This window comes from Terriglobia bacterium (genome assembly GCA_020072645.1).
Lineage (GTDB): Bacteria > Acidobacteriota > Terriglobia > Terriglobales > Acidobacteriaceae > Angelobacter.
Genome location: JAIQGK010000008.1, coordinates 162,621 through 185,988, shown reverse-complemented (window position 1 = coordinate 185,988; position 23,368 = coordinate 162,621). Strand labels below are relative to the sequence as shown.

General features: G+C 55.2%; 23 protein-coding genes. 5 read left to right on the top strand and 18 right to left on the bottom strand.

Features of this window, described 5'->3' with window-relative positions; all coding sequences use genetic code 11:
* Positions 1–246: 246 nt before the first annotated feature.
* The 4 genes from LAO76_13215 to LAO76_13200 form a co-directional block, all read right to left on the bottom strand.
* Complete coding sequence (locus tag LAO76_13215) at positions 247–663, bottom strand: periplasmic heavy metal sensor (protein MBZ5491884.1); 417 nt, start codon at positions 661–663, stop codon at positions 247–249.
* 15 nt (positions 664–678) lie between these two features.
* Positions 679–1,113 (bottom strand): hypothetical protein, encoded by a 435-nt coding sequence (locus tag LAO76_13210; GenBank protein ID MBZ5491883.1) that lies wholly within the window; start codon positions 1,111–1,113, stop codon positions 679–681.
* Positions 1,110–1,625, bottom strand: a complete 516-nt coding sequence (locus LAO76_13205; GenBank protein ID MBZ5491882.1) for an RNA polymerase sigma factor — start codon at positions 1,623–1,625, stop codon at positions 1,110–1,112. The genes LAO76_13210 and LAO76_13205 overlap by 4 nt, the downstream gene beginning before the upstream one ends.
* A 129-nt stretch (positions 1,626–1,754) precedes the next feature.
* Positions 1,755–2,738, bottom strand: a complete 984-nt coding sequence (locus tag LAO76_13200; GenBank protein MBZ5491881.1) for a hypothetical protein — start codon at positions 2,736–2,738, stop codon at positions 1,755–1,757.
* Between the two features lie 110 nt (positions 2,739–2,848).
* Here LAO76_13200 and LAO76_13195 point away from each other — a divergent pair, with 110 nt between their 5' ends.
* Positions 2,849–3,142 carry a metalloregulator ArsR/SmtB family transcription factor gene (locus LAO76_13195; GenBank protein MBZ5491880.1) on the top strand — a complete coding sequence of 98 codons (294 nt, stop codon included), beginning with the start codon at positions 2,849–2,851 and terminating at the stop codon, positions 3,140–3,142.
* An 83-nt stretch (positions 3,143–3,225) separates the two neighbouring features.
* Here LAO76_13195 and LAO76_13190 read toward each other — a convergent pair whose 3' ends face one another.
* Positions 3,226–4,161: a hypothetical protein gene (locus tag LAO76_13190; protein MBZ5491879.1), complete on the bottom strand. Its 936-nt coding sequence runs from the start codon at positions 4,159–4,161 to the stop codon at positions 3,226–3,228.
* A gap of 81 nt (positions 4,162–4,242) precedes the next feature.
* Positions 4,243–5,715 (bottom strand): glutamate formimidoyltransferase, encoded by a 1,473-nt coding sequence (gene ftcD, locus LAO76_13185; GenBank protein MBZ5491878.1) that lies wholly within the window; start codon positions 5,713–5,715, stop codon positions 4,243–4,245.
* Between the two features lie 116 nt (positions 5,716–5,831).
* Here ftcD and LAO76_13180 point away from each other — a divergent pair, with 116 nt between their 5' ends.
* Positions 5,832–6,584: an N-acetyltransferase gene (locus LAO76_13180; protein MBZ5491877.1), complete on the top strand. Its 753-nt coding sequence runs from the start codon at positions 5,832–5,834 to the stop codon at positions 6,582–6,584.
* Positions 6,585–6,676: 92 nt separating this feature from the next.
* Here LAO76_13180 and LAO76_13175 read toward each other — a convergent pair whose 3' ends face one another.
* The 4 genes from LAO76_13175 to LAO76_13160 all read right to left on the bottom strand — a co-directional run bounded on the left by LAO76_13175 (position 6,677) and on the right by LAO76_13160 (position 11,410).
* Positions 6,677–6,979, bottom strand: coding sequence for a DUF962 domain-containing protein (locus LAO76_13175; GenBank protein ID MBZ5491876.1), 303 nt, complete (start codon positions 6,977–6,979; stop codon positions 6,677–6,679).
* 23 nt (positions 6,980–7,002) lie between these two features.
* On the bottom strand, positions 7,003–8,070 hold the full coding sequence (locus LAO76_13170; GenBank protein ID MBZ5491875.1) for an HAF repeat-containing protein: 1,068 nt from the start codon (positions 8,068–8,070) through the stop codon (positions 7,003–7,005).
* A 10-nt stretch (positions 8,071–8,080) separates the two neighbouring features.
* Positions 8,081–10,564 (bottom strand): carboxypeptidase regulatory-like domain-containing protein, encoded by a 2,484-nt coding sequence (locus LAO76_13165; GenBank protein ID MBZ5491874.1) that lies wholly within the window; start codon positions 10,562–10,564, stop codon positions 8,081–8,083.
* Between the two features lie 327 nt (positions 10,565–10,891).
* Positions 10,892–11,410: a hypothetical protein gene (locus LAO76_13160; protein ID MBZ5491873.1), complete on the bottom strand. Its 519-nt coding sequence runs from the start codon at positions 11,408–11,410 to the stop codon at positions 10,892–10,894.
* 137 nt (positions 11,411–11,547) lie between these two features.
* Between LAO76_13160 and LAO76_13155 the strand changes: the two genes are divergently transcribed.
* On the top strand, positions 11,548–12,150 hold the full coding sequence (locus LAO76_13155; protein ID MBZ5491872.1) for a hypothetical protein: 603 nt from the start codon (positions 11,548–11,550) through the stop codon (positions 12,148–12,150).
* A 149-nt stretch (positions 12,151–12,299) separates the two neighbouring features.
* Here LAO76_13155 and ppdK read toward each other — a convergent pair whose 3' ends face one another.
* The 5 genes from ppdK to LAO76_13130 all read right to left on the bottom strand — a co-directional run bounded on the left by ppdK (position 12,300) and on the right by LAO76_13130 (position 19,427).
* Positions 12,300–15,044 (bottom strand): pyruvate, phosphate dikinase, encoded by a 2,745-nt coding sequence (gene ppdK / locus LAO76_13150; GenBank protein ID MBZ5491871.1) that lies wholly within the window; start codon positions 15,042–15,044, stop codon positions 12,300–12,302.
* Between the two features lie 150 nt (positions 15,045–15,194).
* Positions 15,195–15,332, bottom strand: coding sequence for a hypothetical protein (locus LAO76_13145; protein MBZ5491870.1), 138 nt, complete (start codon positions 15,330–15,332; stop codon positions 15,195–15,197).
* A gap of 541 nt (positions 15,333–15,873) precedes the next feature.
* Complete coding sequence (locus LAO76_13140) at positions 15,874–16,185, bottom strand: hypothetical protein (GenBank protein ID MBZ5491869.1); 312 nt, start codon at positions 16,183–16,185, stop codon at positions 15,874–15,876.
* Between the two features lie 147 nt (positions 16,186–16,332).
* Positions 16,333–18,456 carry a glycine--tRNA ligase subunit beta gene (gene glyS, locus LAO76_13135; GenBank protein MBZ5491868.1) on the bottom strand — a complete coding sequence of 708 codons (2,124 nt, stop codon included), beginning with the start codon at positions 18,454–18,456 and terminating at the stop codon, positions 16,333–16,335.
* Positions 18,456–19,427, bottom strand: coding sequence for a glycine--tRNA ligase subunit alpha (locus LAO76_13130; protein MBZ5491867.1), 972 nt, complete (start codon positions 19,425–19,427; stop codon positions 18,456–18,458). Before LAO76_13130 ends, glyS begins: the two co-directional genes overlap by 1 nt.
* Positions 19,428–19,537: 110 nt before the next feature.
* On the opposite strand from LAO76_13130, the gene LAO76_13125 reads away from it, so the two are divergent.
* The gene (locus LAO76_13125; protein ID MBZ5491866.1) at positions 19,538–20,311 is read left to right on the top strand and encodes a DUF4184 family protein; all 774 of its coding nucleotides are present in this window, start codon (positions 19,538–19,540) and stop codon (positions 20,309–20,311) included.
* Here the strand turns inward: LAO76_13125 and LAO76_13120 are convergent.
* Together LAO76_13120 and recO are read right to left on the bottom strand one after the other, a co-directional pair.
* Positions 20,298–20,690 (bottom strand): hypothetical protein, encoded by a 393-nt coding sequence (locus LAO76_13120; protein MBZ5491865.1) that lies wholly within the window; start codon positions 20,688–20,690, stop codon positions 20,298–20,300. The genes LAO76_13125 and LAO76_13120 overlap by 14 nt on opposite strands.
* Before the next feature lie 164 nt (positions 20,691–20,854).
* On the bottom strand, positions 20,855–21,589 hold the full coding sequence (gene recO, locus LAO76_13115) for a DNA repair protein RecO (GenBank protein MBZ5491864.1): 735 nt from the start codon (positions 21,587–21,589) through the stop codon (positions 20,855–20,857).
* A 109-nt stretch (positions 21,590–21,698) separates the two neighbouring features.
* On the opposite strand from recO, the gene LAO76_13110 reads away from it, so the two are divergent.
* Positions 21,699–22,883: a hypothetical protein gene (locus tag LAO76_13110; protein ID MBZ5491863.1), complete on the top strand. Its 1,185-nt coding sequence runs from the start codon at positions 21,699–21,701 to the stop codon at positions 22,881–22,883.
* 96 nt (positions 22,884–22,979) lie between these two features.
* Here the strand turns inward: LAO76_13110 and LAO76_13105 are convergent, their stop codons facing one another.
* A complete protein-coding gene (locus LAO76_13105; protein MBZ5491862.1) occupies positions 22,980–23,240 on the bottom strand; it encodes a ferredoxin family protein in 261 nt (86 codons plus the stop codon).
* Positions 23,241–23,368 lie beyond the last annotated feature (128 nt).

Here is a 23,368-nt window from a genome sequence, read left to right as displayed (position 1 = left end):
TTGCAAATTATAGCCGCGAGTGCCTGTAGCACATGTGATAAAACGCACAAAGGTACCTCCAGAACGCATGTCGGGCAGCATAAAACTCAGGATTTACGCTGATCGTATAGGGTTTCCACCCTACTTCCCTTTGTGGTCAAGACCTTGGCGTGGGAATGGAGGCTTGCGGTCGCTTTTGGTGCGGGGATTTGAGCACGCAGCGCCCGACCTTGACATTAATAATCAGACGCTGCCTAGAGACGCTCATCAGGACGGCTTTTGCCGAAGTTCCGTCAACTTGTTCTGCTGTGCTTCTGAAAGCAAATTCTTGATGTGGATCAGCAGAGATATCTGGGCCTTTTTGATATCGCGTTCGCGGTTCAAGACCTGGTCCATCTGGGCCATGACCGCCGCCTCGTCCACAGGACGCGCCTTCAACAATTTGACCAGCTTTTCCGCTTCAGACTGCATGTCCCATTGCATGTCCAGGAATTTGGTTTGGGCCTTCTGGATGGCCTCTTTCATGGCCTTGGATTGACCTTCATCCAGATTGATTTCCTGGCGATACTTCATGACCAGTTCGGGCGGATAAAGAGCTTGAGCAATGGGATCATCTGCCGGCTTCTGCCCCCAGCCTGCTGCGCTCAAAACAAACAATGCGAACAACAATCTGTAGAATTTCAAAGAGATCCTCCTTCTCTAGTGCAAAGCCTTTTTCCTGACTTGCGAATGCCCGTCCGCGGCGGAAGTCGCCGCGGTGTAGCCCTGCCATTTACCGATTTCCGGCACGGTCTGCAGAATTTCGCGTCCGGGTGTTTCCAACAGAAAATCCGTAGGCGCTTTCCATTCGGTAATCTCGACCATTGAGACTTCATTCCTATTCGTCCGTTCAGAGCGAAGCAAAAGAATCGCTATTACAACGATCAGCGCACAACCAGCGGCAGCGAACCAGAAACTTTTGCTCCGTTGCATACGGCTTCTGCCGCCCCATAGCGATGCGAATGCAGGAATGTGCTGCTGCTCTTGCTCACGAAGGCTGACGAAGCGCTTGCGCAAGGCAGCATTTTGCAAGTTGGTGTCCGGCGGCGCTTTGTCGCCACGATCATCGTTAGGAAGACTCTGGTCCCCGTTCATCGCATTTCCTCTTTACTCAGCAGGCTGCGAAGCCTGGTTTTGCCCCGTTCAAAATGTATGCGCGCCGTTCCCAGGGAAATGTTCAAAACCTTCGCAGCCTCCTGAATCGTTAAATCCTGATAAAAGACCAGGTGCAAGACCTCACGCTGTCGCGCGGGTAACTTCATCAGCACGCGAAGCAGCGCATGGTTTTCTTCCGAACTGCTCAGCGCTTCATCGGGCGCAGGATGCAGCATCGAAGCCGGTTGCTGTCCCATCCAGCGCCCCAACAGTAACTCGCGTGCCCACCGCCTACGACGCTGTTCCCAAGCCGTCCGGCGAACCACGGAGAAAAACCAAGTCCGCAAGGTTGCACGTCCTTCAAAGCGCGCTCCGCCCTCCAGCACTTTGAGGTAGGCGGCCTGCAAAACTTCTTCCGCCTCATCTCTCCGGTGGTCGCAACACCACAGCGCCCAGCCAAAGCTCGCCGGATGAAGCCGCTCAAGTTCATCGTGGAGTTCGTTTTTATCCATGCTGATTGAGCAGCAAGCTACTAAATTGCCCCGAGCCCTGCTCGAGGTTCACTGTATGAGTGCATTGAGAAGTCCGGTTATATGACACTGCGGGAAGAATATTAGCAACGCGCTATTCGCTCTGCGGAGCTAACGGATCGAGAGTTTCCGGTATTTTTCCGCCGCCGACTCCGACGATATGTGGGTGTAATACACCTCTTTCAGGAAGTACGGCTTGGCCTTGGCGCCAATAATAGGCAGGATCTCGATGTGCCAGTGGTAGTCCTCGTCGACGGTTTTCCAGTATTGCAGTATGTTCGATTTCTGATATGTGTTTGGCACCGTGTGCAGCACCAGATAAAACGATTCAGAAACGCTCATTACCCGCTGCAGTGTTCGGCGGATTAATCCGGCCAGTTCGTTCAGATGGGCCGACTTGGACGTGATTGACCGCTCAAAGGACGATTCATGCTTGCGTGGCATGATCCAGATCTCATACGGCACGCGGGATGCGAACGGACACATTGAAACAAAGTGGTTCAGGGCCTCCACGATCCTGATGGGATTGCGCAATTCCTGTCCCAGCGTGTCACAGAAAACGCAGCGCTCTTTTTCCAAGTAATAATCGCGGGAAGCTCGCAGCTCATACAACACCCGACGCGGAACAAACGTGGTCGCTGTCAGTTCGGAAACAGGGTGGTCGAACTCCTGACTCGCGGCAGGCCCATGGTTCTTGAACATAGTCACATACTTAAACCGGAGATCGCCTTTCAGGTCCTGTATGCGCTGGGCGGTCAGCAGCAGGAATTGGGAAATTTCAGCGTCCGATGATTGCCACAGCTCAATATCGTGCCGGATGCTCTGCACCAGCACCTCATGCGCGCCAACCGTGTTCATGGCGTCATAGATGCCTTCCGCATGGCGATGCGGCTCTCCTTCAATGCGGTAGAGGGGCGCTGGATGCACCATGGCTGAGATTGGGCCGCCAAGCTCGTTGCCATTCAACGTAGCAATCACCTGCGGCGCGTTCTGCGCTCCAGGACAAAAGGGACAATAGCCGGGCTGGGCTGGACGCTCCACGTCATCGCCCACGATGACCCAGGAGCGTGTAATCGGATCTTTGCGCAATTCCATGCTACATCTAGGAAAACAGAGGTTGGCAATCGCGGTCAATAGACGATTGCATATTGACCAAAATCGATCTGTGCGTGTACTAAAGAATGTGATGCCAGAATGTGATGACCATGACCGATAAACAACTTGTGCTGGCGCTTAAAGCTGTTGCCGATCCTGCCCGGGTGAAAATACTTCGGCTGCTGAAGCAAAAGGGCCAATGCTCCATTGGAAAAGGCGTGGGGATGTGCGCTTGCGACGTGCAGGACCACGTGACACTCTCACAGCCAACGATTTCTCACCACATGTCAATCCTGCGGAAAGCCGGGCTGGTGCAAGCTGAAAAGCACGGCTTGTGGATGTGGTATCGGAGAAACGAGAAGTCGCTCAAAGAGCTAGCGCACGCAGTGAGCGCCGAGTTGTAAAACACAAAGGACACGAAGGATCACAAAGGTGTTGCTCCTGCTTTCCTTCGTGTTTCTTCGTGTCCTTGTGGTTAAAGATTTTTTTATCGCACTACCGACGCAAACATCGGCGACTGCATCAACTGCTGGAAGTTCTTGTCATCGGCTTTGAATTTCACCACCAGCTTATTGGTATCGCTGTCCACGGTGGTACCGTCAATCGCCGCTTTTTCCGTGGGGCTGGCGTCCATTTTCTTGAACAGAATGCCGGCCTTCAGGACGGACGAAAGAGTTGATGCGGTCACGTTATCAGAGGTAAGAACATTCAGGTTGAAGTCCACGCCATGATCAAAGTCGATGGTGTAGCGCGAGCCCAGAAGCTTCTTCTTCATGGTATCGAATTCACCGAGTTCGGCGGCGCTGCCCAGGGCTGATTTCAACATCGTCTCAGTCCCGGCGGCATCCAGCACGCTCCAGACTGTCCCGGCCTCAACGTTCGGAATCAAATCAGTGATCTCGCGATTGGCGTTCAAGCTCTGGCTGGAATTGTCGCGGGCATCCAGCGCGGCCTTCACCGCGGCAATGTCGCCAAACAACATGGTCCAGTCATCCAGAAAGGTCATCTGCATCCCGCCCGCCACGGGATAAATCATGGAGCCGTTCTTCTTTGTGCCCTTGATTTTCTGGTTCGTGATCTTGAGCATCAGCTTTTTGCGCGGGAACTGGCCCTGCGCAATGCCGATCATCTGCAAGCCCTGGTCTTTCATCCGGAAAGAGGCCAGCGTGATCTGGTCAATGTCCTTATCGGGGTTCACGCCGATATCTTTCAGCGCATCTTCAAACTGCTTCATGTTCGGCGGAAGCAGCTTGGCCTTCATGTCCATGGCCGTGTCAGAGTTTTTCATGCGCCGGTAATCGACGTTGATGATCTGCTGGACTTCAATGGGGATCACCGTTCGCGCGGCCGTACCAAGTGAAGCAGCAAAGGCAGTAAGTCCGCTCGACAAGAAGGCGAGCGTGATAACAAGAGTGCGTTTCATAATCATATTTTAGTCCGGTTTTGCTTAATCTGATGCGTTCAGGTGCAGCTCAGGATGCTAATTTCCCATTACTTAAGGTATTCACCTCTGGAGCTCCACTACTCTTGAACGTATCTCATCGGCAAAATCGGCATCTTTTAATGACCCCAGATTGATTTCCACGTTGGCTAAGGCCCCAACAATGGCCGCGCTGGCCAGAGTGGACGCCACGGTAAGATCAGAAGCCATGTTTGGACTGGTAATGGGCTTCAGCGTCTCAATGATGTCTTTGACTTCGCGTGCTCTTTGCGCTGTATCCATCGGCACGGTGGTTGCGCCCTTCATGGCTGTTTCGATTAGTGCGTCACCGTCGTTGGACGTCTTGGCCAGCTTGTAAGCGGCCAAAACTTTGTTGTAGCTCTCAGCATCGGCATCGATGAGGGCTTTCAATTCTTCACGGAGCTGCGCCAGCCGAGCCAGCGCCGCGCTCAACTGCGGTTCATATTGCACGTATGCTTTCTTCGTTCGCGACATTCCAGCGACCATGCTGCCGAGCGCGGCCGCCATGGCAGCCACAGACGCCGCGGCGCTGCCTCCTCCGGGAGTTGCCGTGGGCGCAGCAAGCTGTTCGATGAACGGCTCGACTCCGGCTCGAATGCCTCCCACAGCCATTTTGCCGCTGGTCACCGCCGCAAGCCGGTTTTCCAGGATCATGGATGAATCAAAATTTTCTACCTGCAAAAACCATTCGGCTGCCTGCTCCAATGCTTTCTTGGGGATCAAACCAACGATCTCACTGCTGAGCGGCTGCACGCCGTACCGCTCCGCTTCACGCTTTACAAATTCAAAGACCCGGGCGATGGGCGTTTGCTCAAAGTCGGTCAGGTTCATGGAAACCTGGGCGAGCCCGCGCACTTCGAATCCCGCGCCTTTTACATAACGCAGTCCACCGGAAGAATAACGCACGGCCTTGGCGATCTTTTTGGCGATATCAACGTCTTTGGTGTTGAGAAAAACGTTATAAGCAATCAGGGCTTTGCGCGCACCAACGACCGTCGCTCCTGCCGTGGGATGGCAGCGCGGATCGCCAAAATCCGGACAGCGCGCAGGGTTGACGAGGATGTCTTCACGCAGGCCTTCAAACTGGCCGCGACGAATATTTTCCAAATTCTGGCGATCTGGATTTGTGGCAGCAGATTCATAGAGATACACAGGAATTTTAAAGCGTTTCCATATCTCTTCTCCGACCTTGCGGGCAATGGCGACGCAGTCTTCTATGGTAACGCCTTCAATGGGGATAAACGGGATCACGTCCGACGCACCGATGCGCGGATGAGCGCCCTGGTGCTTGGTGAGATCGATGAGTTCGGACGCTTTGCCGACGCCACGAATCGCGGCCTCAGCAATGGCTTCACGATCACCCACAATGGTGATCACGCAGCGGTTGTGGTCGGAATCCATCTCGCGGTCCAGCAGCGAGACGCCGGGAATTTTCATGGCTTCGACAATGGCATCAACGACGCTCTTATCACGGCCTTCAGAGAAATTAGGAACACATTCAACCAGTGTGGACATAACTGGCAAGAATAAAGCCAGCCCAGTGGCAGCGCAACTGGACACGACCAGGAGCACGCCGCTAAGCGTTATTATTTCTACGCTTCGGGCGGTAACGCCAAAAGGACCACGCAGAGATGATTGGAACGGCTGTGAAAGCGAACCTGAAAGACATTCTGGCATTGCGCGCTTTGTATCTACAGGAGACGAATTTCCAGATCAGATACAACGCGGTCCTTGAACGCGGGTGGAGCGATTCTTATCTGCTGAGAATCGAGGGCAAAGACGCCGGTTACGGCTCCATCAAGGGGCAGGAAAGAAACGACCGCGACACGATATTCGAGTTCTATGTGGTTCCGCCGTTCAGAAAGCAGGCCAGCCTGCTATTCCAGGAACTTATCTCTGCATCACGCGCCAGATATATCGAATGCCAGAGCAATGATCATTTGTTGTCCACAATGCTGTATGCGTTCTCCCAGGACATACGCTCGGACGTCGTGTTGTTCGAGCCGCATTCGGTGACGGAATACACAATTCCAGACTCCATAGTCCGACCCTCGCGTCCTGACGATCAGATTTTTGAACACACGGTAGAACCAACTGGAGACTATGTGCTTGAGGTAAAGGGAGAAATCGTGGCCACAGGCGGATTCATGCTCCACTACAACCCTCCATTTGCCGATCTTTATATGGAAGTGAGGAAGGATTGCCGCAGGCGGGGTTACGGAACTTTTATCCTGCAGGAGTTGCAGAAAGCATGTTATCTGGCTGGAAGAGTTCCCGCCGCCCGCTGCCAGATCAAGAATGTTGCTTCACGCGCAGCTCTGAGGAAAGCCGGCTTAAAAGTGTGTGGATTTATGCAGATCGGCAACATCAAGCACCCATCATGATGGCCCGCATCACCTCTGACTGCTTCTGATCGCTGGGGAACGAGGACAGGAATTAATGCGGCCGCATTCGCAAAGCTGGTTTCAATAGTTCCTTAGGCTCTGCCCCGCATCTTGGCCCACCACCAGCGCACGCCCACCAGCAGAAATCGCCAGTCGTGGAAGAACTCAGGCTCTTTGTGCTCAAAAGCGTGGCCAATGAACTGCAGTAGCCACCCGAAAACGAAGAGTCCGGCGGCAAGCATCCAGAGCGGATGATAAAAAATGGCCGCCACGCCCAGCGCCAGTGACAGCACGATCAGCGGTATGCCAAGGCTATGGCAAAACCGGTTGACTGGATGCGTGTGACTGCTTGCGTATTGTGCGATCCACTGTTCGCTGCTGCGTCCACCAAGCATGGGCGGATTATAGCCCAACACTCCTACTGTGGCGTCAGCAGAAAAACCCGCGTCGGGCCAGCATGGACGTGGCTATCCGCCGAGACTTCCTGATGTTTGCTCACCTTGGGACTCTTGATGCCGAAAGCGACGATCTGGCCTTTTTCATTGATGGAAAAAGCCCCAATCAGCACAACATCACCCGGAAGATTGGTGACAGATTCATTCAGGTCAATCAGCCCATTGTGGCTGGTCCAAAGGAAAGCGCGGGTCCCCATGGAGCTTGCGATTTCGCCCACTACCTGGCCTGCGTTATTGATGTCGAAAGCTTCGCTGTAAATTGCGCCGGACTCTTCACTCAAGGGCTGCATTCCGGCAGCGCTGGTCCAGACGAAAGCGCGAACGCCTCCGCTGCCCTCGGAAGCGCCCACAACCATACCGCTGTCATTGATATGGTCAGCGTGGCTGCTGGTATCGCCTGAAAGGAGACCAAGGTCCTGCATGGCGCCGTTTTGCCATAGAAAAGCATGCGGACCGGAGCTGGTGTCTGAGACGCCGACAACCGCGCCAAGGTTGTTGATCCCACGCGCTTCACTCGTCGCGCCGCCAAGCGTGCCCAGATCCTGAATGTTGCCGCCCGACCACAGAGTTGCATGTCCGCCGGAACTGCCCACGATCTGGCCTTGATTGTTGATGGCAAGCGCTGAACTGGCATTTGCGCCCGGCAAAGTTCCAAGATCGGCAAGCCCGCGGACAAGAGTCCAGGAAAATGCGTGCGTGCTGGTTGAAGTATTTGATGTGCCCACAACCATGCCGGAGTCATTGATAGCATAGGCCGCGCTGTAGTCGCCTCCGGGCAGTGTGCCCAGATCGCGAATGCCGCCCTGCTTCTGCCAGAAAAATGCGTGCGTCTCCGCACCGTGCGGATTCCCGGAAGCACCCACGGCCTGACCAGAATCGTTCACGCCGTGTATGCGCGCACTGCCGGCGTGAAGAGTGCCCAGGTCAGTGGCGGTATAGGTCTGCGCTGCCGCGCTGGGCACGAGACAAGTAGCCAGGAAAGCAACGATGGCAGCGATTGTCAGCAATTTGGTCTTCAGGCCGCTTTTCATTGTGTCTCTCCTAGAACCCGGTAAATGTGAGCGACGTGGTTGCACCGCTCGAAACCGACGCAGTCTTGCTCTGCGTGGTAAAGCCGCTCTTGGCGACTGTAACCGTGTACGTGCCCACTGGAATCCAGTTCGTCGTAAATAAGCCTGTGGAACTGCTGGATCCGGAAACAGTGTTTGCAATCACGCCTCCCTTGATCGTAATTGTTGCACCGCTGACCGCTGCCCCGCTGGACGTGACAACTTTCACTGAGAGCTTTCCTCCAGTTGCTATTGGAACGTTGAGAGTGCTGGTTGCGCCTCCAGTCACACTGACGGAGAGCGTATGCGCCAAGTAGCCCGTCTTGACGGCGGTGATCTTCTGCGTCCCGGCAGTCACATTTGTCAGCGTGTAAATCCCGCTCGTGTTGCTTGTGGTTGACCCGCCGCTCCAGCTTACCGTGGCCCCTGTAACAATCGCACCGCTAGAAGCATTGGTGATCTTGCCGGTGACTGTTCCTTTCGCCGTAGCGGCCGTAAGCGTGAAATTCGCCGCGCTGGTTTTGCCGCCGGCAACAGTTACACTTTGCGTCACGCTCTGGAAACCGCTGGCCGAAGCCACCAACTGAACTGTTCCAACTGGAACGCCGGTTAAAGTGTAATTTCCGTTAGCGTCGGTTGTTGTGGTGCCTCCGCCAAATCCAACCGAAGCGCCCGCAACCGCCGCTCCTGTGGAACTTTTCACGCTTCCAGCAATTGCTCCGCTACTTGAAACCAGCGTGATCGCCGGAGCAGCGGTTGTGGCAGCGGCCACCACCGTAACGACGGCTGATCCTGGCTGATAGCCGGTAAGCGAAGCTTGGATTGTCGTCTGTCCCGCCGGAAGATTGTTCAGCGCGTAATTGCCGTCTTCGCCGCTGGTCGTGCTCAGCCCCGCCGCCGAAACGGTCGCCCCCGAAAGCGCTGCGCCATTGCCATCCACCACTGAGCCTGTCACATTGCCGGGGTTGATGGGCTGGATTTGCAGAGTTTCTGCCTGCGTGCTTTGACCCGCCGTGACCGTTACGCTTTCTGAAGCACTTTGATATCCGGCTAGCGCCGCTGTCACCGTCGATGTTCCGCCGGGAACCTGCAGCGTGTAACCACCGTCAGCGCCTGTGATAGCGCCATTGCCACCGGAAGAAACGGACGCGCCTGCAATTGGCGCGCCTGCTGTGTTCGTAACTTTTCCCGTAATAGTTCCTACTGCAGTCGCTGTTGCAGAAACTTGAATGATGCTGCCGACGGAAGGCACACCCGAGCCGTTCAGGATAAACAGCATGTAATATCCGGGTGTCGCCAGGTTTGCGTTGGCCGGCATCGTGACGTTAAGTCCTGTGCTGGTCTTGGTAAAGCTCAGAGTCTGGAATCCCTGGCTCATGCTGTTGGTGTGCGTGACTGAAGCCTGGCGCAGCAATGTAACTTTGCTGATGGAGGCAACATCCGGTGTGCCGATGAAAATCGTCTGTCCATAACCTGCGCTGACGGGAGCAGACGCAATGTTGGGCCGCGCGCCGGCAAATAAATACGGAGGTGAAAACAGCTGGGCGTTTGGACCGCCCACATTGCCGCCAGCAGAGAGCACGCGACCATCGGCCAGCAGCAGAGCCGTTGAATGATAACCGCGATAAACAGCGATGCTGGCCATTACGGTAAATTGACCCGTGGCAGGGTCCCACATTTCCGTGGGCAGCACCGGTGAGGTGGAAGTATCGAACCCGCTTGCGCTGCTTCCGCCAACGATAAAAACTTTTCCGTCCGGCAGGATCACCGCATTGTGCTGCCGCCGCGGATAATGCATGCTGCCGGTATATTTCCAGACCGGGGTCGTGGCATTTAAGTCAATTATTTCCGATGTCGCCGTCGGGGGATTAGCCCCGCCGATGATCGCCACTTTTCCCGGGGCATACATCACCGCGGGACCATAATCGCGCGACGCGCCAAAGTTCGTTACAGCAACGTTGCTCCATGCGCCCGTCCCAGATGTGTTTAGATAGCGGCTTTGCCGGCTGGGCCCGGCATTGAAAACCTTGCCGTTTGGCGCCACCAGCATATTGGGATACAGCGGCTGAGAGAGTTGAGCGGTCGTCAAGTTTCGCCACGTTTTGGTGGCAAATTGAAAGACCTGAGGAAGTGCGTCCACATTGGTGTTCGAATTGATGTCGCCGGATACCACCAGCACGTCTCCATTCGGCAAGGTCGTCGTCGTGGGATACCAGCGCCCTGTGTTCATGTCCGGGAGAGACGTGAATCCATTTGTCGCTGGATCAAAGATCACCGCATGCGAATATCCCGTGTAGTCCGCAACGTGACCGCCGGCAATAAATACACGTCCGTCAGCGAGTGTGGTGTGGCCGGCACAGAAAAGCGCGTAGGAAGAAGATGCAGTCGCAGTAAACGTATTGCTCACCGGGTCCCAGATATTTGGGTGCAGCGATTCCGCGTAATAAGAAACAAAAAAGACCCGTCCATCCGGCATCAATGTGGCGTGAACGGCTCTGGTGGGCCAGTTGGCAACCGCCGACCATTGGCCTTGGGTGGAAGCTTGGGCGTTACTGCGTACAGCTACTGCTACAACGAACAGAAGTAGTATGACGAAGGCGGACGCCCCTCTACGAACAAGGGAGCTTGAGTGGCGCACAATGTTCTATACGATTCAGCAACATTGAGCGGGGTTGTGCGATTTACCCGCATGAATGCTGGCTTAACACAAATTTATATTTTCTTCTTAGCAGGGCGTAGCTTGGCTAAGACGGTTCTTATAGGAAAAGAATTTGCACTTCCCGTCTGGGACGAATTGCACTCTTCATCTTCCCTTAGGCTCCAGCCGATCATGGAACTTTGAGGCAAGCCGCTCGGCTGCGTCCACCAGATTGTTCTCTTTGCCTTTTTCCTTCATGGCGAACTTCACGCTTTCAGTGGCAGCCCACAAAGGGCGCTTGTTGCGTGAGTCAAAAACCATCATTTTCACCTCGGTTGGCGAAATGTCTTTTCGTGTTGAGCTGGACTTTTCCTCTTGCCCAGTCTCCGGTGAGACCTTGGACGAACTTGAAACCTGGACGCCCGAGTCTCCCGTAGAGGAAATTTCAATGATCAGGTCGGCTTTGTCCGGCGTCTCGACGAAAGTGAACCTCTCCCATCCCTCCATCGTGGACCTGATCACATCCAGAGGAATCCTGCTCCCATGCGTCCGGCTGATGAAGACGTTCTTGGCCGCCGCCAGCCGCATGGAAGGCGTTTCAATAAGCGGCTTCTTCTCCGTTGGCGGCTGCTGAGCGCTCGAGTGCGCTCGACCAGCCATCGCAATCATAAAGACCACACTCAAAATTGTCCCCGAGCACCTGACCCGCATCTCTGCCTCCGCGTCTTTGACTTTAAGCGGATTGGCGGCGTAAGGCAACAGTTCAGCCCGCTCTGGTCGTCCTCAGCGCAATCTCGGGTCTGAGATTACAATAACTTTTTATGGCTGACCGTCTTTATCTTAGTATCTGGTTTCCCAGCTTTCAGGAGCCGGAGATGCTTCCCCGGCTGCTTTCCGTGCTTAGGCAGTTTCCTTTCTCCGCCGAGCGTTCTGGCATTGGCTATCTTGCAGTGCGCAGTGTCTCCTGGGAAGAGCCCATTGTCTTTGAGCAGACGTTTGACGACCGCGCCACTCCCGAACAAAGTCTGGCTCTGACGGCCGATTTTCTGCATGAAGATAACGCTTATGAATTGGACGTGGTATGGGACCTTTGGGTGCCGACGAAAGAAGGCGATCTGGATGAAACCTGGATATTGAAGCCGCAAACGGTAAAGTTCATCGCCTTTGGCACGGAGTTTGAAGAAGGCACGTTTCAGGAAAACGGCCACATACAGGTCGACTTCGGCCTGGACGCTCCTTTCCTGTTTGAGGAAGCGGACTATACCAGCGTCCTGGAGCAGCGCATCAAGGCCAATGTCCAAAAGCTGGTCGCCTTCACCAGCGCAGTAGAGAAAAATTGCGGCATCAGCGGCCGTGTGTTGTGGTCAGAATCAGAAGACAATCTCGCCCAAAAGCTGATTGAACGGCTGCAAAGGGTTCAATGACGGCTTCTTATCCCGAGCGCAGCGAGGGATCTCTATGTGACCAAACTCTTCCACAAGAAATATTGCCCTAAGAACTAGTCACAATCCGATAACCCATGCACATCAACTTGGCAATAGGGTTCCCTCGCTGCGCTCGGGATTTCACAAAACTATTTCGTCCTTCCGCCTTCTGTCTTCAACTCTTCCGCAGCCGCTGCCTGTGCTGCCGCCAGCCGCGCAGTGAGCACGCGATACGGCGAGCAGGAAACATAGTTCAAGCCGATCTTGTGGCAGAACTCCACCGACGCTGGATCGCCGCCATGTTCGCCGCAGATTCCGATCTTCAGGTTCGACCGCGTCTTGCGTCCCTTCTTCACGGCAATCTGCATCAACTCGCCCACGCCTTCCTGGTCGATGGTGGCAAATGGATCGCTCTTCAGTATCCCGCGCTCAATGTAAGCTGGCAGGAACTTGCTGATGTCGTCGCGCGAGAATCCGTAAGCCGTCTGCGTAAGATCGTTCGTGCCAAAGCTGAAGAACTCAGCGTCGGAAGCAATCTGATCGGCCACCGAGCATGCGCGCGGCAATTCAATCATGGTGCCAACAAGGTACTCCACGCGCGTTCCCTTCTCTTTAAAGACCTGCTCAGCCACTTGGCGGATGATGGCGCTCTGGTTCTCCATCTCCTTCATCATGCCGACCAGCGGAATCATGACCTCAGGAAATACTTTTACGCCCGCTTTGGACACATTCACGGCGGCCTCAAAAATCGCGCGTGCCTGCATCTCTGAAATTTCCGGATAGGTAATGCCCAGGCGGCAGCCACGATGTCCCAGCATCGGATTCAACTCATGCAATTCTTCCACGCGGCGCAGCAGTTCTCGCGCTTCCTTCAGTCGCGGCGAGTTCGCATCTTTGATTTCCAGCTGCGCAATCTCCACCATCAGCTCTTCACGGCGAGGCAGGAATTCATGCAGCGGCGGATCCAGCAGGCGGATGGTGACCGGGAATCCGTCCATGGCTTTGAAAACGCCTTCAAAATCTTCGCGCTGCATCGGCAGCAGTTTGGCGATTTCCGCTTTACGTGCCGCCTCGGTGCGCGCCAGAATCATGTTCCGCATGTGTCCAATGCGGTCTTCGGCAAAGAACATGTGCTCCGTGCGGCATAGGCCAATGCCTTCCGCGCCAAAGCTGCGGGCGGCAATCGCGTCACGCGGGATATCGGCATTCGCACGCACGCCCAGCTTGCGGAACGGCTCTGACCACTTCAGCAGCGTTTGCAGGTCCGGATCATCCGGCTTGGCCGGGACAGTGCCAAGCTGCCCTTTGATTACGCGGCCCGTCGTGCCATCCATGGAAATCCAGTCGCCTTCCTTGAAGATGAGATCGCCCACGCGCATCGTCTTCTTCTTTTCGTCCACTTCAATCTCACCCGCGCCCGCCACGCAGCATTTGCCCATGCCGCGCGTGACCACGGCAGCATGGCTCGTCATGCCTCCGCGCGAGGTCAAAATTCCGGCAGCTACTTCCATGCCATGAATGTCTTCCGGCGTAGTTTCCCCGCGCACCAGGATCACAGGATTTTTCTGTGCTCCAGTACCGGCCGCTGTAACTGCGTCATTCGCGGTGAACACGATCCGCCCCACGGCCGCTCCCGGCGATGCCGGCAGGCCCTTGGCAATCACTTCTACATCGCCGCCGCTTTCATCGAGCTTAGGCACAAGGAAGTCATAGAGCTGATTTGGTTCCACCCGGAAAATTGCTTCTTCCGGCTTGATCAGTCCTTCCTTCACCATGTCCAGCGCCAAACGGACGGCGGCGCGTCCAGTGCGCTTGCCGTTGCGCGTCTGCAACATATACAAGCGGCCTTCCTGGATGGTGAATTCAAAATCCTGCATATCGCGATAATGTTTTTCCAGGCGCGTGGTGATATCGCGGAGCTGGTCATAAACCTGCGGCATGATCTTCTGCAATTCGCTGATGTGTACCGGAGTGCGCACGCCGGAAACCACGTCTTCACCCTGCGCGTTCATCAGGAACTCACCGTAAAACTCTTTGTCGCCGTTCGCCGGATTGCGGGTAAAGCCCACGCCCGTTCCGCTCGTCTCTCCCAGATTGCCGAACACCATGGCCTGGACGTTGACGGCCGTTCCCAGATCGTCAGAAATATTGTTGATGCGGCGATACACCTTGGCGCGATCGTTGTTCCATGACCGGAACACCGCGTCCCGTGCGCCCACGAGCTGATCCACCGGATTCTGTGGGAAATCTTTCTTTGTGTGCTTGCGAACAACCTCTTTATATTGCGCAATCACCTCTTGAAGGTTGACCGCCGTGAGTTCCGTATCCAGCTTCACGCCGCGTTTGTGTTTTTGTCCGTCAAACACTTCTTCAAATTCATGCTTGGGGATATCCAGCACAACGTTGCCGTACATCTGGATCAGGCGGCGGTAGGAATCATATGCAAAGCGATCATTGCCGCTCTTGCGCGCCAGCGCCTTCACGCTTTCATCGTTCAGCCCCAGGTTCAGGATCGTATCCATCATGCCGGGCATGGAAAACTTTGCGCCCGACCTCACGCTCACCAGCAGCGGATTCTCGCCCGCGCCCAGCTTCTGCTTCTGCAACTCTTCCAGCCGGGCCAGCGCATCTTTCATCTGCCGCTCCAGCGCATCGGACGTCTTGCTGGTCCTCATGAACTCACGACACGCCTCCGTCTGAATGGTAAAGCCCGGAGGCACAGGCAGCCCGGCGTTGGTCATTTCCGCCAGGCCGGCGCCCTTTCCGCCAAGTTCTTCTTTCATCTTGCCGTTGCCTTCAGCCTTGCCGGCGCCAAAGAAGAATACGTATTGGGTTCCCTGTTGCGGTTGTGAAGCTGCCTTGGTCTCTGGTTTGGAAAGGGGGGTAACGCTCATTTGGCCTGTCTCCATTGAAGTGAAATGCAAGTGGTAAAGCTTGTACTGCAAGACCGGGTCTCGCGCCCGGTTCTTATCTATTATTTTACTAGTCCCATGACCATGGTGCGAGTAGCGCATTGTGAAGGTTCTGAAAACACTTCTTCCTCGTTACTCCGTTTGCGATCGCTTTTGCGATTCGATCAGGTTCCAGGCAATCAACATTTTCCTTCTTCCATGGCGATCGGCAATTTCCTCTTCCACCATGCCGTATTCCACGACCGAAATACTTCCTTCACGACTCGCCATCCCGAGCCAGAGCCATAAATCTTGATTACCGCAGACTCACCCTTCTGTCGCGAACGGCGAGGGATCGGCTCCGCTGGTCTTCAGGGCTGTCGACGATCACATCTGATCTGCGCTAAATCAGCGGCTGGGTTCAATGCCAAAATGTACTTTCTGGTAAACACTCCAGCCTCCCCTACCCCCTCCCCATTCATCCCACCTGATCCCAGTTTGGCGTAGGTTTCATCCCAAGTCGCTCCCCGGACGCGATCCCAGGCGCCCGCCAGCATTCCCACTGCTCCTTTTTACTGTTTGATAAACAGTTATCGTAGCCCAGATTTGCCGCTCAGTACAGCGCGAAATAGTACAGGGGTGGACGGGATTCCATCTGTGAGCTGCGCGTTTCAGCCTTCGTGTGTAACAAACGCACGAGCGAACAACTCACTGCCTGAGAGTCGGGCGCCCATCGCCCCTGAAGCGATTCGGTGCGCCCCGGACAGACGCATGCGGGAAGATCTTGTCCGCATCAATCTGCAAGTCGATGGGTTGAAGAAGCGCTAACTGTTTAAGCTGCTTGCTTGGTCGTCTTGCCGACCTCGGTTTCCATTTTCTTCACGAGCGTTGCCAAGAACTTTCCTGCCTGCAGCCGGAGTTCTTCGGCTCCTCGTACGCCTTCGGTCTGGGCCAGGACCTCGGTCGTGGCTTCGAACACGGAGAGATCACGGTCCAGAATGGGGTGTTCTCCTATCCATTTCACGATTTCGCCGGTTACAGGATTGATCTTGTAGGCGCCGGCGCCCGTCACAACCCATATGCTGTCGTTGCTGGTTAAAACAAATTTCGCTGCGCGGGGAACATTGAGCGGTGGTGTGGGCATAATAAATTCCTCCTGCCCGCCTGGAGCATCGGTCGCCCGGATTTTTGGGTGGATCGGCGCACCCAGCGGACATTCTCAAGTTAACAGGGGCGTAAAGAAACTTACTGTGACCCGGCTCACCTGCGCTTGTGATGGTTGCGTCCCGCCTTACTTCTTCTCCGTCACAATCTCTGAAAAATCGGCGATGCTGGAAAATTCATTGACCAGTGTTTGCAGAAGTCCCAGCCGCTGCGCGCGCAGATTCTCATCCTCAACCATGACCATTACTTTGTCGAAGAATGCGTCGACGGGCTGACGCAGGCGGGAAATCTCATGCAAGGCCAACTCATATTGCCGCGAAGCGCTCAAGTCTTTTACTTTTCTTGCGACTCCAGGAACGGCATCGGCAAGCTTCTTCTCTTCGTCATCCTTCAGCGCTGAAGGATTGAATGGAGTAGCAATCCTCGTCTTTTTCTCCGCCGCCTGCCGCAAAATGTTCTTCATGCGCTTGAACGCCACTGAGATCGATTCGAAGTCGCTCGACGGGCGTACTTTTGCCACAGCTTGAGCCCGTGCTACCGCATCCACTACGTCATCGGCCCCCGCAGCCAGCGTTGCATTCACCACGTCATAAGCCAGACCCAGCACATCGCGAAGATAGAATTCCAGGCGCTCACGGAAAAAGCCACTCACGGCATCAACGTAAGCTTGGCCACTCAAAGTGAACTTCTTCTCCGCCTCGCTCCCCTGATATCCGTTGCGCGCATCCGCCAAGATTTGCGCAAGATTCAACGGCAGCTTGTGCTCGACAATCGTCTTCACAATTCCATTCGCCTGCCGCCGCAACGCAAAGGGATCCTTCGACCCCGACGGAACCAGCCCCAGCGCAAACATCCCTGCAATGCTGTCCGCCTTATCGGCAATGGAGAGAACTGCACCTTCCAGCGTTCGCGGCGCGGAGTCTTCAGTCGATTCAGGCTTGTACTGATCATAGATTGCGATGGCGACGCTCTCCGGCAATCCCTGGGCCTTCGCATACAGACCGCCCACAATACCCTGCAACTCAGTAAATTCCTTCACCAGCTCCGCTGTCAGATCGGTCTTGGCCAGCCGCGCGGCCTGTTGCACCGCGCCCTTATCAACTTTCTGTCCGGACTCTTCCAGAGTGGCGCACAATTTAGCGGCCAGTGCAGCCATGCGATCAGCCTTTGCGGCGTAGCTTCCCAGGTCTTTCTGGAACGTGACCGCCTTCAGCATCTCTACACGATTTGCCAGCGGTGTCTTCTGGTCGGTATCCCAGAAAAACCGCGCATCATTGAATCTTGCCCGCAAGACTCGCTCATTGCCGTGTCGTATTAGTCCATCCGGATCGCCATCCGTATTCAACACCGCCAGAAAATGTGGGGCCAATTTCCCAGCAGCGTCTTCCACAGCAAAATATTTCTGATGATCGCGCATCACTGTCACCAGCACTTCTTCCGGCAAGGACAGATATTCTTTATCAAAACTTCCCAGAATCGCTGAAGGCCACTCCGTCAGGTTCACAACAGTCTTCAGCAGCTCCGCATCTTCACGCCAGCGAGCGCCGGGGACCGTACGTGTGGCGGCGTCCAGAGCTTTGCGGATCTTGTATTCGCGATCGGCGCTTAATGCCGTGACGTGCGCTTGCTGCATAGTGGCGACATATTGCGAAGGCGAAGCAATAGGAACCTGCGCCGGGCCGAGAATCCGATGTCCGCGCGACTGACTGCCCGCCTTGATGCCTGCAAACTCCAGTGGAATAATCTCGCCATCGAGCATTGCGACAATCCAGCGCACCGGCCGCACAAACCGCTCTGGCTTGCCTGCCCTCCAGTACATATTCTTGGGCCAGTAAATCGAGGCGATTTCCTTTGGCAGAAGTTCAGCCAGAATTTGGGCGGCTGGCTTGCCCTTGTTCGTCACCGACGCGGTCAGATACTCGCCCTTCGGCGTCGTCACTTTCTGTAGTTGCGATACATCGACTCCGGCTTTCTTGGCAAAGGCATGTGCCGCCGGAGTGGGCTGGCCGTCCTTATATGCGACTTTTGTCGCAGGCCCGGTAAGCTGCTCCTGCACATCCGGCTGGGTGGCAGGAATGCCGGACGCAATGAACGCCAGCCGACGCGGAGTTTCCGAGCGTTTGATCCCTTGATGTGGAAGCGCGCTTTTTGCCAGTAGTTCCTCGACGCGCTTCTGTAATTCCTGGCTGGCGTCTTGAATCATCCTTGCGGGAATTTCTTCCGTGCCGATCTCCAGCAGAAAGTCAGGCATTAGGCCGCCCCTCCCTTCTGGAGCTTCCCTGCCTCAGCGCCCACATTCTGTTGCGCAACGTATGCTTTCGCCAGTCCCACCGCGAGCTGCCGGATACGGGCGATCACTCCAACTCTTTCTGTGACTGAGATTGCCCCGCGGGCATCGAGCAGATTAAAAAGATGCGAACATTTCAGGCACAGCTCGTAAGCGGCGAGAAGAGGAAAACGTTGTTTCGCATCGACCGTCGCAGCCTTGTCCGCCAGCAACGCGTTGAACTGATTGATCAGCGTTTGCGACTCGCTCTCATACATCTCAAAATGCTTCCACGTTTTTTCAACATCGGCCTTCTCAAAGTTGCTTACCGACATCTGCAACTCATCCTGATACCGCACGTCACGATACTTCACCTCCGAGCCGCTTTGTGGGTCGCGCGCCCAGACAATGTCATAAATGCTGTCCACATCCTGCAGAAATGCCGCGATGCGCTCCAGCCCGTATGTCAGCTCGGCGCAGATGGGATCAAGATCAATCCCGCCGCACTGCTGGAAATACGTGAACTGCGTGATCTCCAGCCCGTCGAGCATCACCTGCCAGCCGACACCCCACGCCGCCAGCGTTGGCGCTTCCCAGTTGTCCTCTTCAAATTTGATGTCGTGTTTGCGCAGGTCAATGCCAATCGCTTTGAGCGATTCCAGGTAAAGCTCCTGCACATTTTCCGGCGGCGGCTTCAAAATCACCTGAAGCTGCATGTGCTTATAAAGACGATTCGGATTGTCGCCATAACGCCCGTCAGCCGGGCGGCGCGAAGGCTGCACATACGCCACCTTGTAGGGCTTGGGCCCCAGCACGCGCAGGAATGTTTCCGGCGCCATGGTTCCCGCGCCCACTTCAATGTCATATGGCTGCTGCAACACGCAGCCGCGCTCCGCCCAGAAGTTCTGCAGGCGAAGTATAAGTTCCTGGTATGTAAGGGCTGCGGCGTTAGACATGCGAAACTACTAATTTATCAGATCATCCGGACCAGTTGAGGCTCTACGCTTCCGGGCTGCACTTCCTTCTTCCAAATGGCCGCTGGCAATGCCTGCGGTAATATTGGGACTTGCCTTTCACTCTTGCTCATCCTGCCGCAGTCATACCTCTGCGGAGATATCTGGTGCTTTCGGCTTTGGTAGTCGGAAGCGTGGCCCCTGACTTCCGCTACTTTCTCAACCTGGCTCCCCGCAGCCACTTCGGCCACAGTTTCAAAGGGATCTTTATTGTTTGTCTTCCTGTAGGTCTGGCTGTGCTCTGGGTTTTTCAACAGATAATGAAGCTGCCGCTGATCAGCCTGGCTCCCAATTCCCATCAGCAACGGCTGGTCCCGCTGGCAAAACCGTTTCGCTGGGGCGGTGTGCGACGGTTCGGCCTGATCGTCGCCTCACTGCTGCTGGGAGGAATCTTACATCTCGTATGGGACGCTTTCACGCACGACAATGGTCTTGTCGTGCGCAACGTCCCTGACATGCGCATTCCGCTGGAAGAATTTGGCACCCACCGCCCTCTCTACAACGTGCTTCAGCATGGAAGCACGCTGCTGGGCTTGGCCCTTCTCGTCTTTTGGTATTGGCGATGGTTCAAACGCACACCGCCCCAGCCCGTACCGTTGTACCTGCAAATGAGCGCCCGGGCAAAGCGATGGATCGCCGGCTCGATTCTGGCTCTCTCAGCTTCTCTCGCAGCCGTTTATGCCTACTTCTACTCCTACCACATCTCGTCTTTTGGTCTGTTTGTGGGCGCGTTTGTCGTCGTCTGCATGTCTCTGCTCTATATCCTGGCGCTAGGCTTTAGTCTCTGGTGGCACCGAATGGACTCTCACTCGGCTACCAGTCATTGAACTCCGTCCGATTATCCGGATCAGGGTGCGCCCATTCTTTCCCGTGACGTTGCCGCAACTCTCTCTGTTCCGATGCCAGAAGCTTCCAGTTGTGAATTGTGTCCATCTGCTGCAGTACACGCACAAAAGGCGCCTGTTGGCCTTTACTTTTTTCCATGCGCATTTCGCTCACCTCAGCCAGTCCGCCCCGGAAGTCGTCACGCCCATGGCCAAGATAGAGTTCCGTTCCGATGTAAATCACATCTCCCTGCCGCAGTTCCGGCACGCGACCTACCGCGCAGGCGTCTTGAATTTCGCGGAAGCGGGTTTCGCTGGCGCGGGCAGCTTCGATAGTCGGGAAAGAACAGCCAGTTTCAGTACATTGATGTGTCTCGTTCATAATTTTGGGCACTCAGTATTCAGCCAGATCTTTACCGCAAAGGGCGCGAAGAACGCAAAGGAAAGAAGAGACCCTGATTCCTCGTTTCTTGTAATCTTTGTTCCTTTGATCTCTTTGGGACCATTGCGTCCTTTGCAGTAAAATTTTCCGCTGGTTGCTGAGTGCTAGATTTTCTCCAGCATCGCCGCCGTCACCAGCTTTTTCTCAATATGCCGCTCGATCCGCTGGGCCAGAAAGCGGCGAAGATCGGCGCCACGGCTGCGCGTCCAGGGATCGCTTTTCAGACGGTTCAATGGAGCGCGAAACATCTCTGTGGCTTGCGCGCGTGAATCGGCGGAAATTTCCGTGCTGGCCAGCCGTTTATCATCCTGGCATAGCAAGCCATCGGCCAGCGGATGAAAATATGCCTTGCTTCCGTTCAGCACCGCGCCGCACATCACGCAGGCGTGCAAGTCCGGGAGCAGGCCGATCAGGCGGACGATCCACAGATCGAAATACGTCAGCGGCATCCAGATCGAATCCGCCTTCAGATGATGGACGACGGCCAGCGTCAGCCGGAAGATATCGTCATTGGGCTCGCGGTCGGGCAGTAGTTGATCGATCACTTCCGCCACGTAACTCAACGCCACCAGCCGCGGATAAGTAACCTCGGTCGCCAGCGGTGAAGAAACAATGTCGCAGGAATCCAGCCGTACCAGCTCCTGTTTTTCTTTTTCCTCCCAGTGCGCGATCACATGGGTCAGCGGCTCCAGCGCGCCGCCAAAACGCCGCTTTGACCGCTTGGCCGCCTTGGCTACACCCCGAATCTTACCTTCCGCGCGAGTGAAGAACGTCACCAACAGGTCCGCTTCATGGAACGGATAGGTGCGCAGAATCAGGGCTTCAGATTGCCGTGGCATATTTTCCAGAATGAAAATCTATTATCGCCGATTCAGCATGCATTTCCCTGAATCAACGCTGTTCGTCTCAGAATGATGCCGATTCGCACACAGCTTCGTCTAACGCTACATGAGCCGCGATTCATTCATCGGAATAGTTGTTCTCTTCTTTTGTTTCGCAATTCCCGTTCAAGCTCAGCAAGCTACTGAAGCCTGCCCTTTCACGCCGATTCCCGCTCCCACCGGTCCGTTCCCGGTTGGCACGTTCATTCTGCCAATCCAGAAGCTGCACAGCACTGACTCATCGCGACGCGTTCAATTCTGGTATCCGGCGCAGGCATCGGCGAAAGCAGAGCTGGTTGATTATGTGCCGGACGCTAAAGCACTCGCCGTCTTTCGCGCGGAAAAATTCCTGGACCAACCGGATTGTGTCTTTGATAACTGGGCAAAGTTAAAGAGTGCCGCCACGGACCGGCCTAAACCGGCACACACGGGGAAGAAGTTTCCCTTTGTCATCATCTCTCCCGGGGCCGGCATGCCGCGTAACGTCTATACGATTTACGCACAACAATTGGCCAGCGACGGCTTTGTGACCGCAGCCGTGGACTATGGCGCTTATGGTTTTCTGGTGAGCGGCGACAAACAACTGGAAGAAGGCCCTAAAGAGGCCAACGAACAGAACTTTGGAACTGTGGCTGAAGATTGGGCGGCCCATATCACGGAATTGCTGGATGAAATATCGGGCAAGGCGCCAGCTGACAAGTTTGAGCGTGAGATATCCGGGATCATCGACTTGAAACGAATCGCCGCCATTGGCCATTCCCTAGGCGGTGAGGCATCCCTCTTTGTCTGCGCCAGAGACTCGCGCGTCCATGCGTGCGTTGATGCTGACGGCGGGCTGGATGGCAGTAAACTGGCAGCTTCAGGCATCAAGAGCTCAGCGCTGGTCCTTCACAGTCACCCCTTATATAGCGATGCAGATCTGGCGAAGCGACATCGCACTCGGCAGGAATTCGAGAAGATCGGGAAAAAGACTTTGGCGGATACGCAGGCGCTCTTTGCTCAAGCCGGTGGAGACGCTTGGGTGATTTCCATCAGCGGAACTGGGCATTTAAGTTTTAGTGATGCTCCTTACACCATGCCCAACACAATCTCCCGGTTTGGCGGGACGATCATCGAGCCCGCGCGTCTTTTTGCAATCGTGACTCACCTGCTGGAAAGTTATCTGCGGCATGAGTTTGATCCAGGCAAGGCTTTCCGTGCGGATGAGTTTCCAGAACTCACACTTCAGGTCTCAAGAACGGACAAAAAATAATGTGCTTTGGCCAGGGATGCCTCATCCCTCGGCATGGCAACTGACGTAAAAACGCGCAGCCATGGCGGCTGCGCGTTAGGAAACTCTGATCAGCTGTTAGCGGCCAAAGTACTTGGCGTTCTTCTCTGCGTACTCTTTCCATTTTTCCGGCAGATCGTCGAGCGCAAAAATGGCGGACACCGGGCACACCGGAACGCACGCGCCGCAGTCAATACATTCCACCGGATCAATGAACAGCATGTTGGAACCCTCAAACTGCGGTTCGTCCTTTTTGGGGTGGATACAATCCACCGGACATGCATCCACGCAGGCCGCGTCCTTGGTCCCGATGCAAGGCTCTGCAATCACATATGCCATAAAAGTAAAGGTCTCCGTATCTCAATGAGCTGTGTGGGTCAACCTGAGATTTTAACAGCTATTGCGGACGGCGCAAACTTTTCTGCTGAATGGCCGCCCTGATGCGTTGAAGCGCAACTGTCTTCGTC

Coding starts and splice junctions, on each gene's coding strand:
- LAO76_13190 (MBZ5491879.1), bottom strand. CDS start 4,161: ATGAAACGCACTCTTGTTATCACGCTCGCCTTCTTGTCGAGCGGACTT.
- LAO76_13175 (MBZ5491876.1), bottom strand. CDS start 6,979: ATGCTTGGTGGACGCAGCAGCGAACAGTGGATCGCACAATACGCAAGC.
- ftcD (MBZ5491878.1), bottom strand. CDS start 5,715: ATGTCCACACTGGTTGAATGTGTTCCTAATTTCTCTGAAGGCCGTGAT.
- LAO76_13155 (MBZ5491872.1), top strand. CDS start 11,548: ATGGCTGACCGTCTTTATCTTAGTATCTGGTTTCCCAGCTTTCAGGAG.
- LAO76_13200 (MBZ5491881.1), bottom strand. CDS start 2,738: ATGGAATTGCGCAAAGATCCGATTACACGCTCCTGGGTCATCGTGGGC.
- LAO76_13120 (MBZ5491865.1), bottom strand. CDS start 20,690: ATGAACGAGACACATCAATGTACTGAAACTGGCTGTTCTTTCCCGACT.
- LAO76_13130 (MBZ5491867.1), bottom strand. CDS start 19,427: ATGTCTAACGCCGCAGCCCTTACATACCAGGAACTTATACTTCGCCTG.
- LAO76_13105 (MBZ5491862.1), bottom strand. CDS start 23,240: ATGGCATATGTGATTGCAGAGCCTTGCATCGGGACCAAGGACGCGGCC.
- LAO76_13195 (MBZ5491880.1), top strand. CDS start 2,849: ATGACCGATAAACAACTTGTGCTGGCGCTTAAAGCTGTTGCCGATCCT.
- LAO76_13170 (MBZ5491875.1), bottom strand. CDS start 8,070: ATGAAAAGCGGCCTGAAGACCAAATTGCTGACAATCGCTGCCATCGTT.
- LAO76_13210 (MBZ5491883.1), bottom strand. CDS start 1,113: ATGAACGGGGACCAGAGTCTTCCTAACGATGATCGTGGCGACAAAGCG.
- recO (MBZ5491864.1), bottom strand. CDS start 21,589: ATGCCACGGCAATCTGAAGCCCTGATTCTGCGCACCTATCCGTTCCAT.
- LAO76_13145 (MBZ5491870.1), bottom strand. CDS start 15,332: ATGGCGAGTCGTGAAGGAAGTATTTCGGTCGTGGAATACGGCATGGTG.
- glyS (MBZ5491868.1), bottom strand. CDS start 18,456: ATGCCTGACTTTCTGCTGGAGATCGGCACGGAAGAAATTCCCGCAAGG.
- LAO76_13110 (MBZ5491863.1), top strand. CDS start 21,699: ATGAGCCGCGATTCATTCATCGGAATAGTTGTTCTCTTCTTTTGTTTC.
- ppdK (MBZ5491871.1), bottom strand. CDS start 15,044: ATGAGCGTTACCCCCCTTTCCAAACCAGAGACCAAGGCAGCTTCACAA.
- LAO76_13140 (MBZ5491869.1), bottom strand. CDS start 16,185: ATGCCCACACCACCGCTCAATGTTCCCCGCGCAGCGAAATTTGTTTTA.
- LAO76_13165 (MBZ5491874.1), bottom strand. CDS start 10,564: ATGCCGGATGGACGGGTCTTTTTTGTTTCTTATTACGCGGAATCGCTG.
- LAO76_13180 (MBZ5491877.1), top strand. CDS start 5,832: ATGATTGGAACGGCTGTGAAAGCGAACCTGAAAGACATTCTGGCATTG.
- LAO76_13205 (MBZ5491882.1), bottom strand. CDS start 1,625: ATGGATAAAAACGAACTCCACGATGAACTTGAGCGGCTTCATCCGGCG.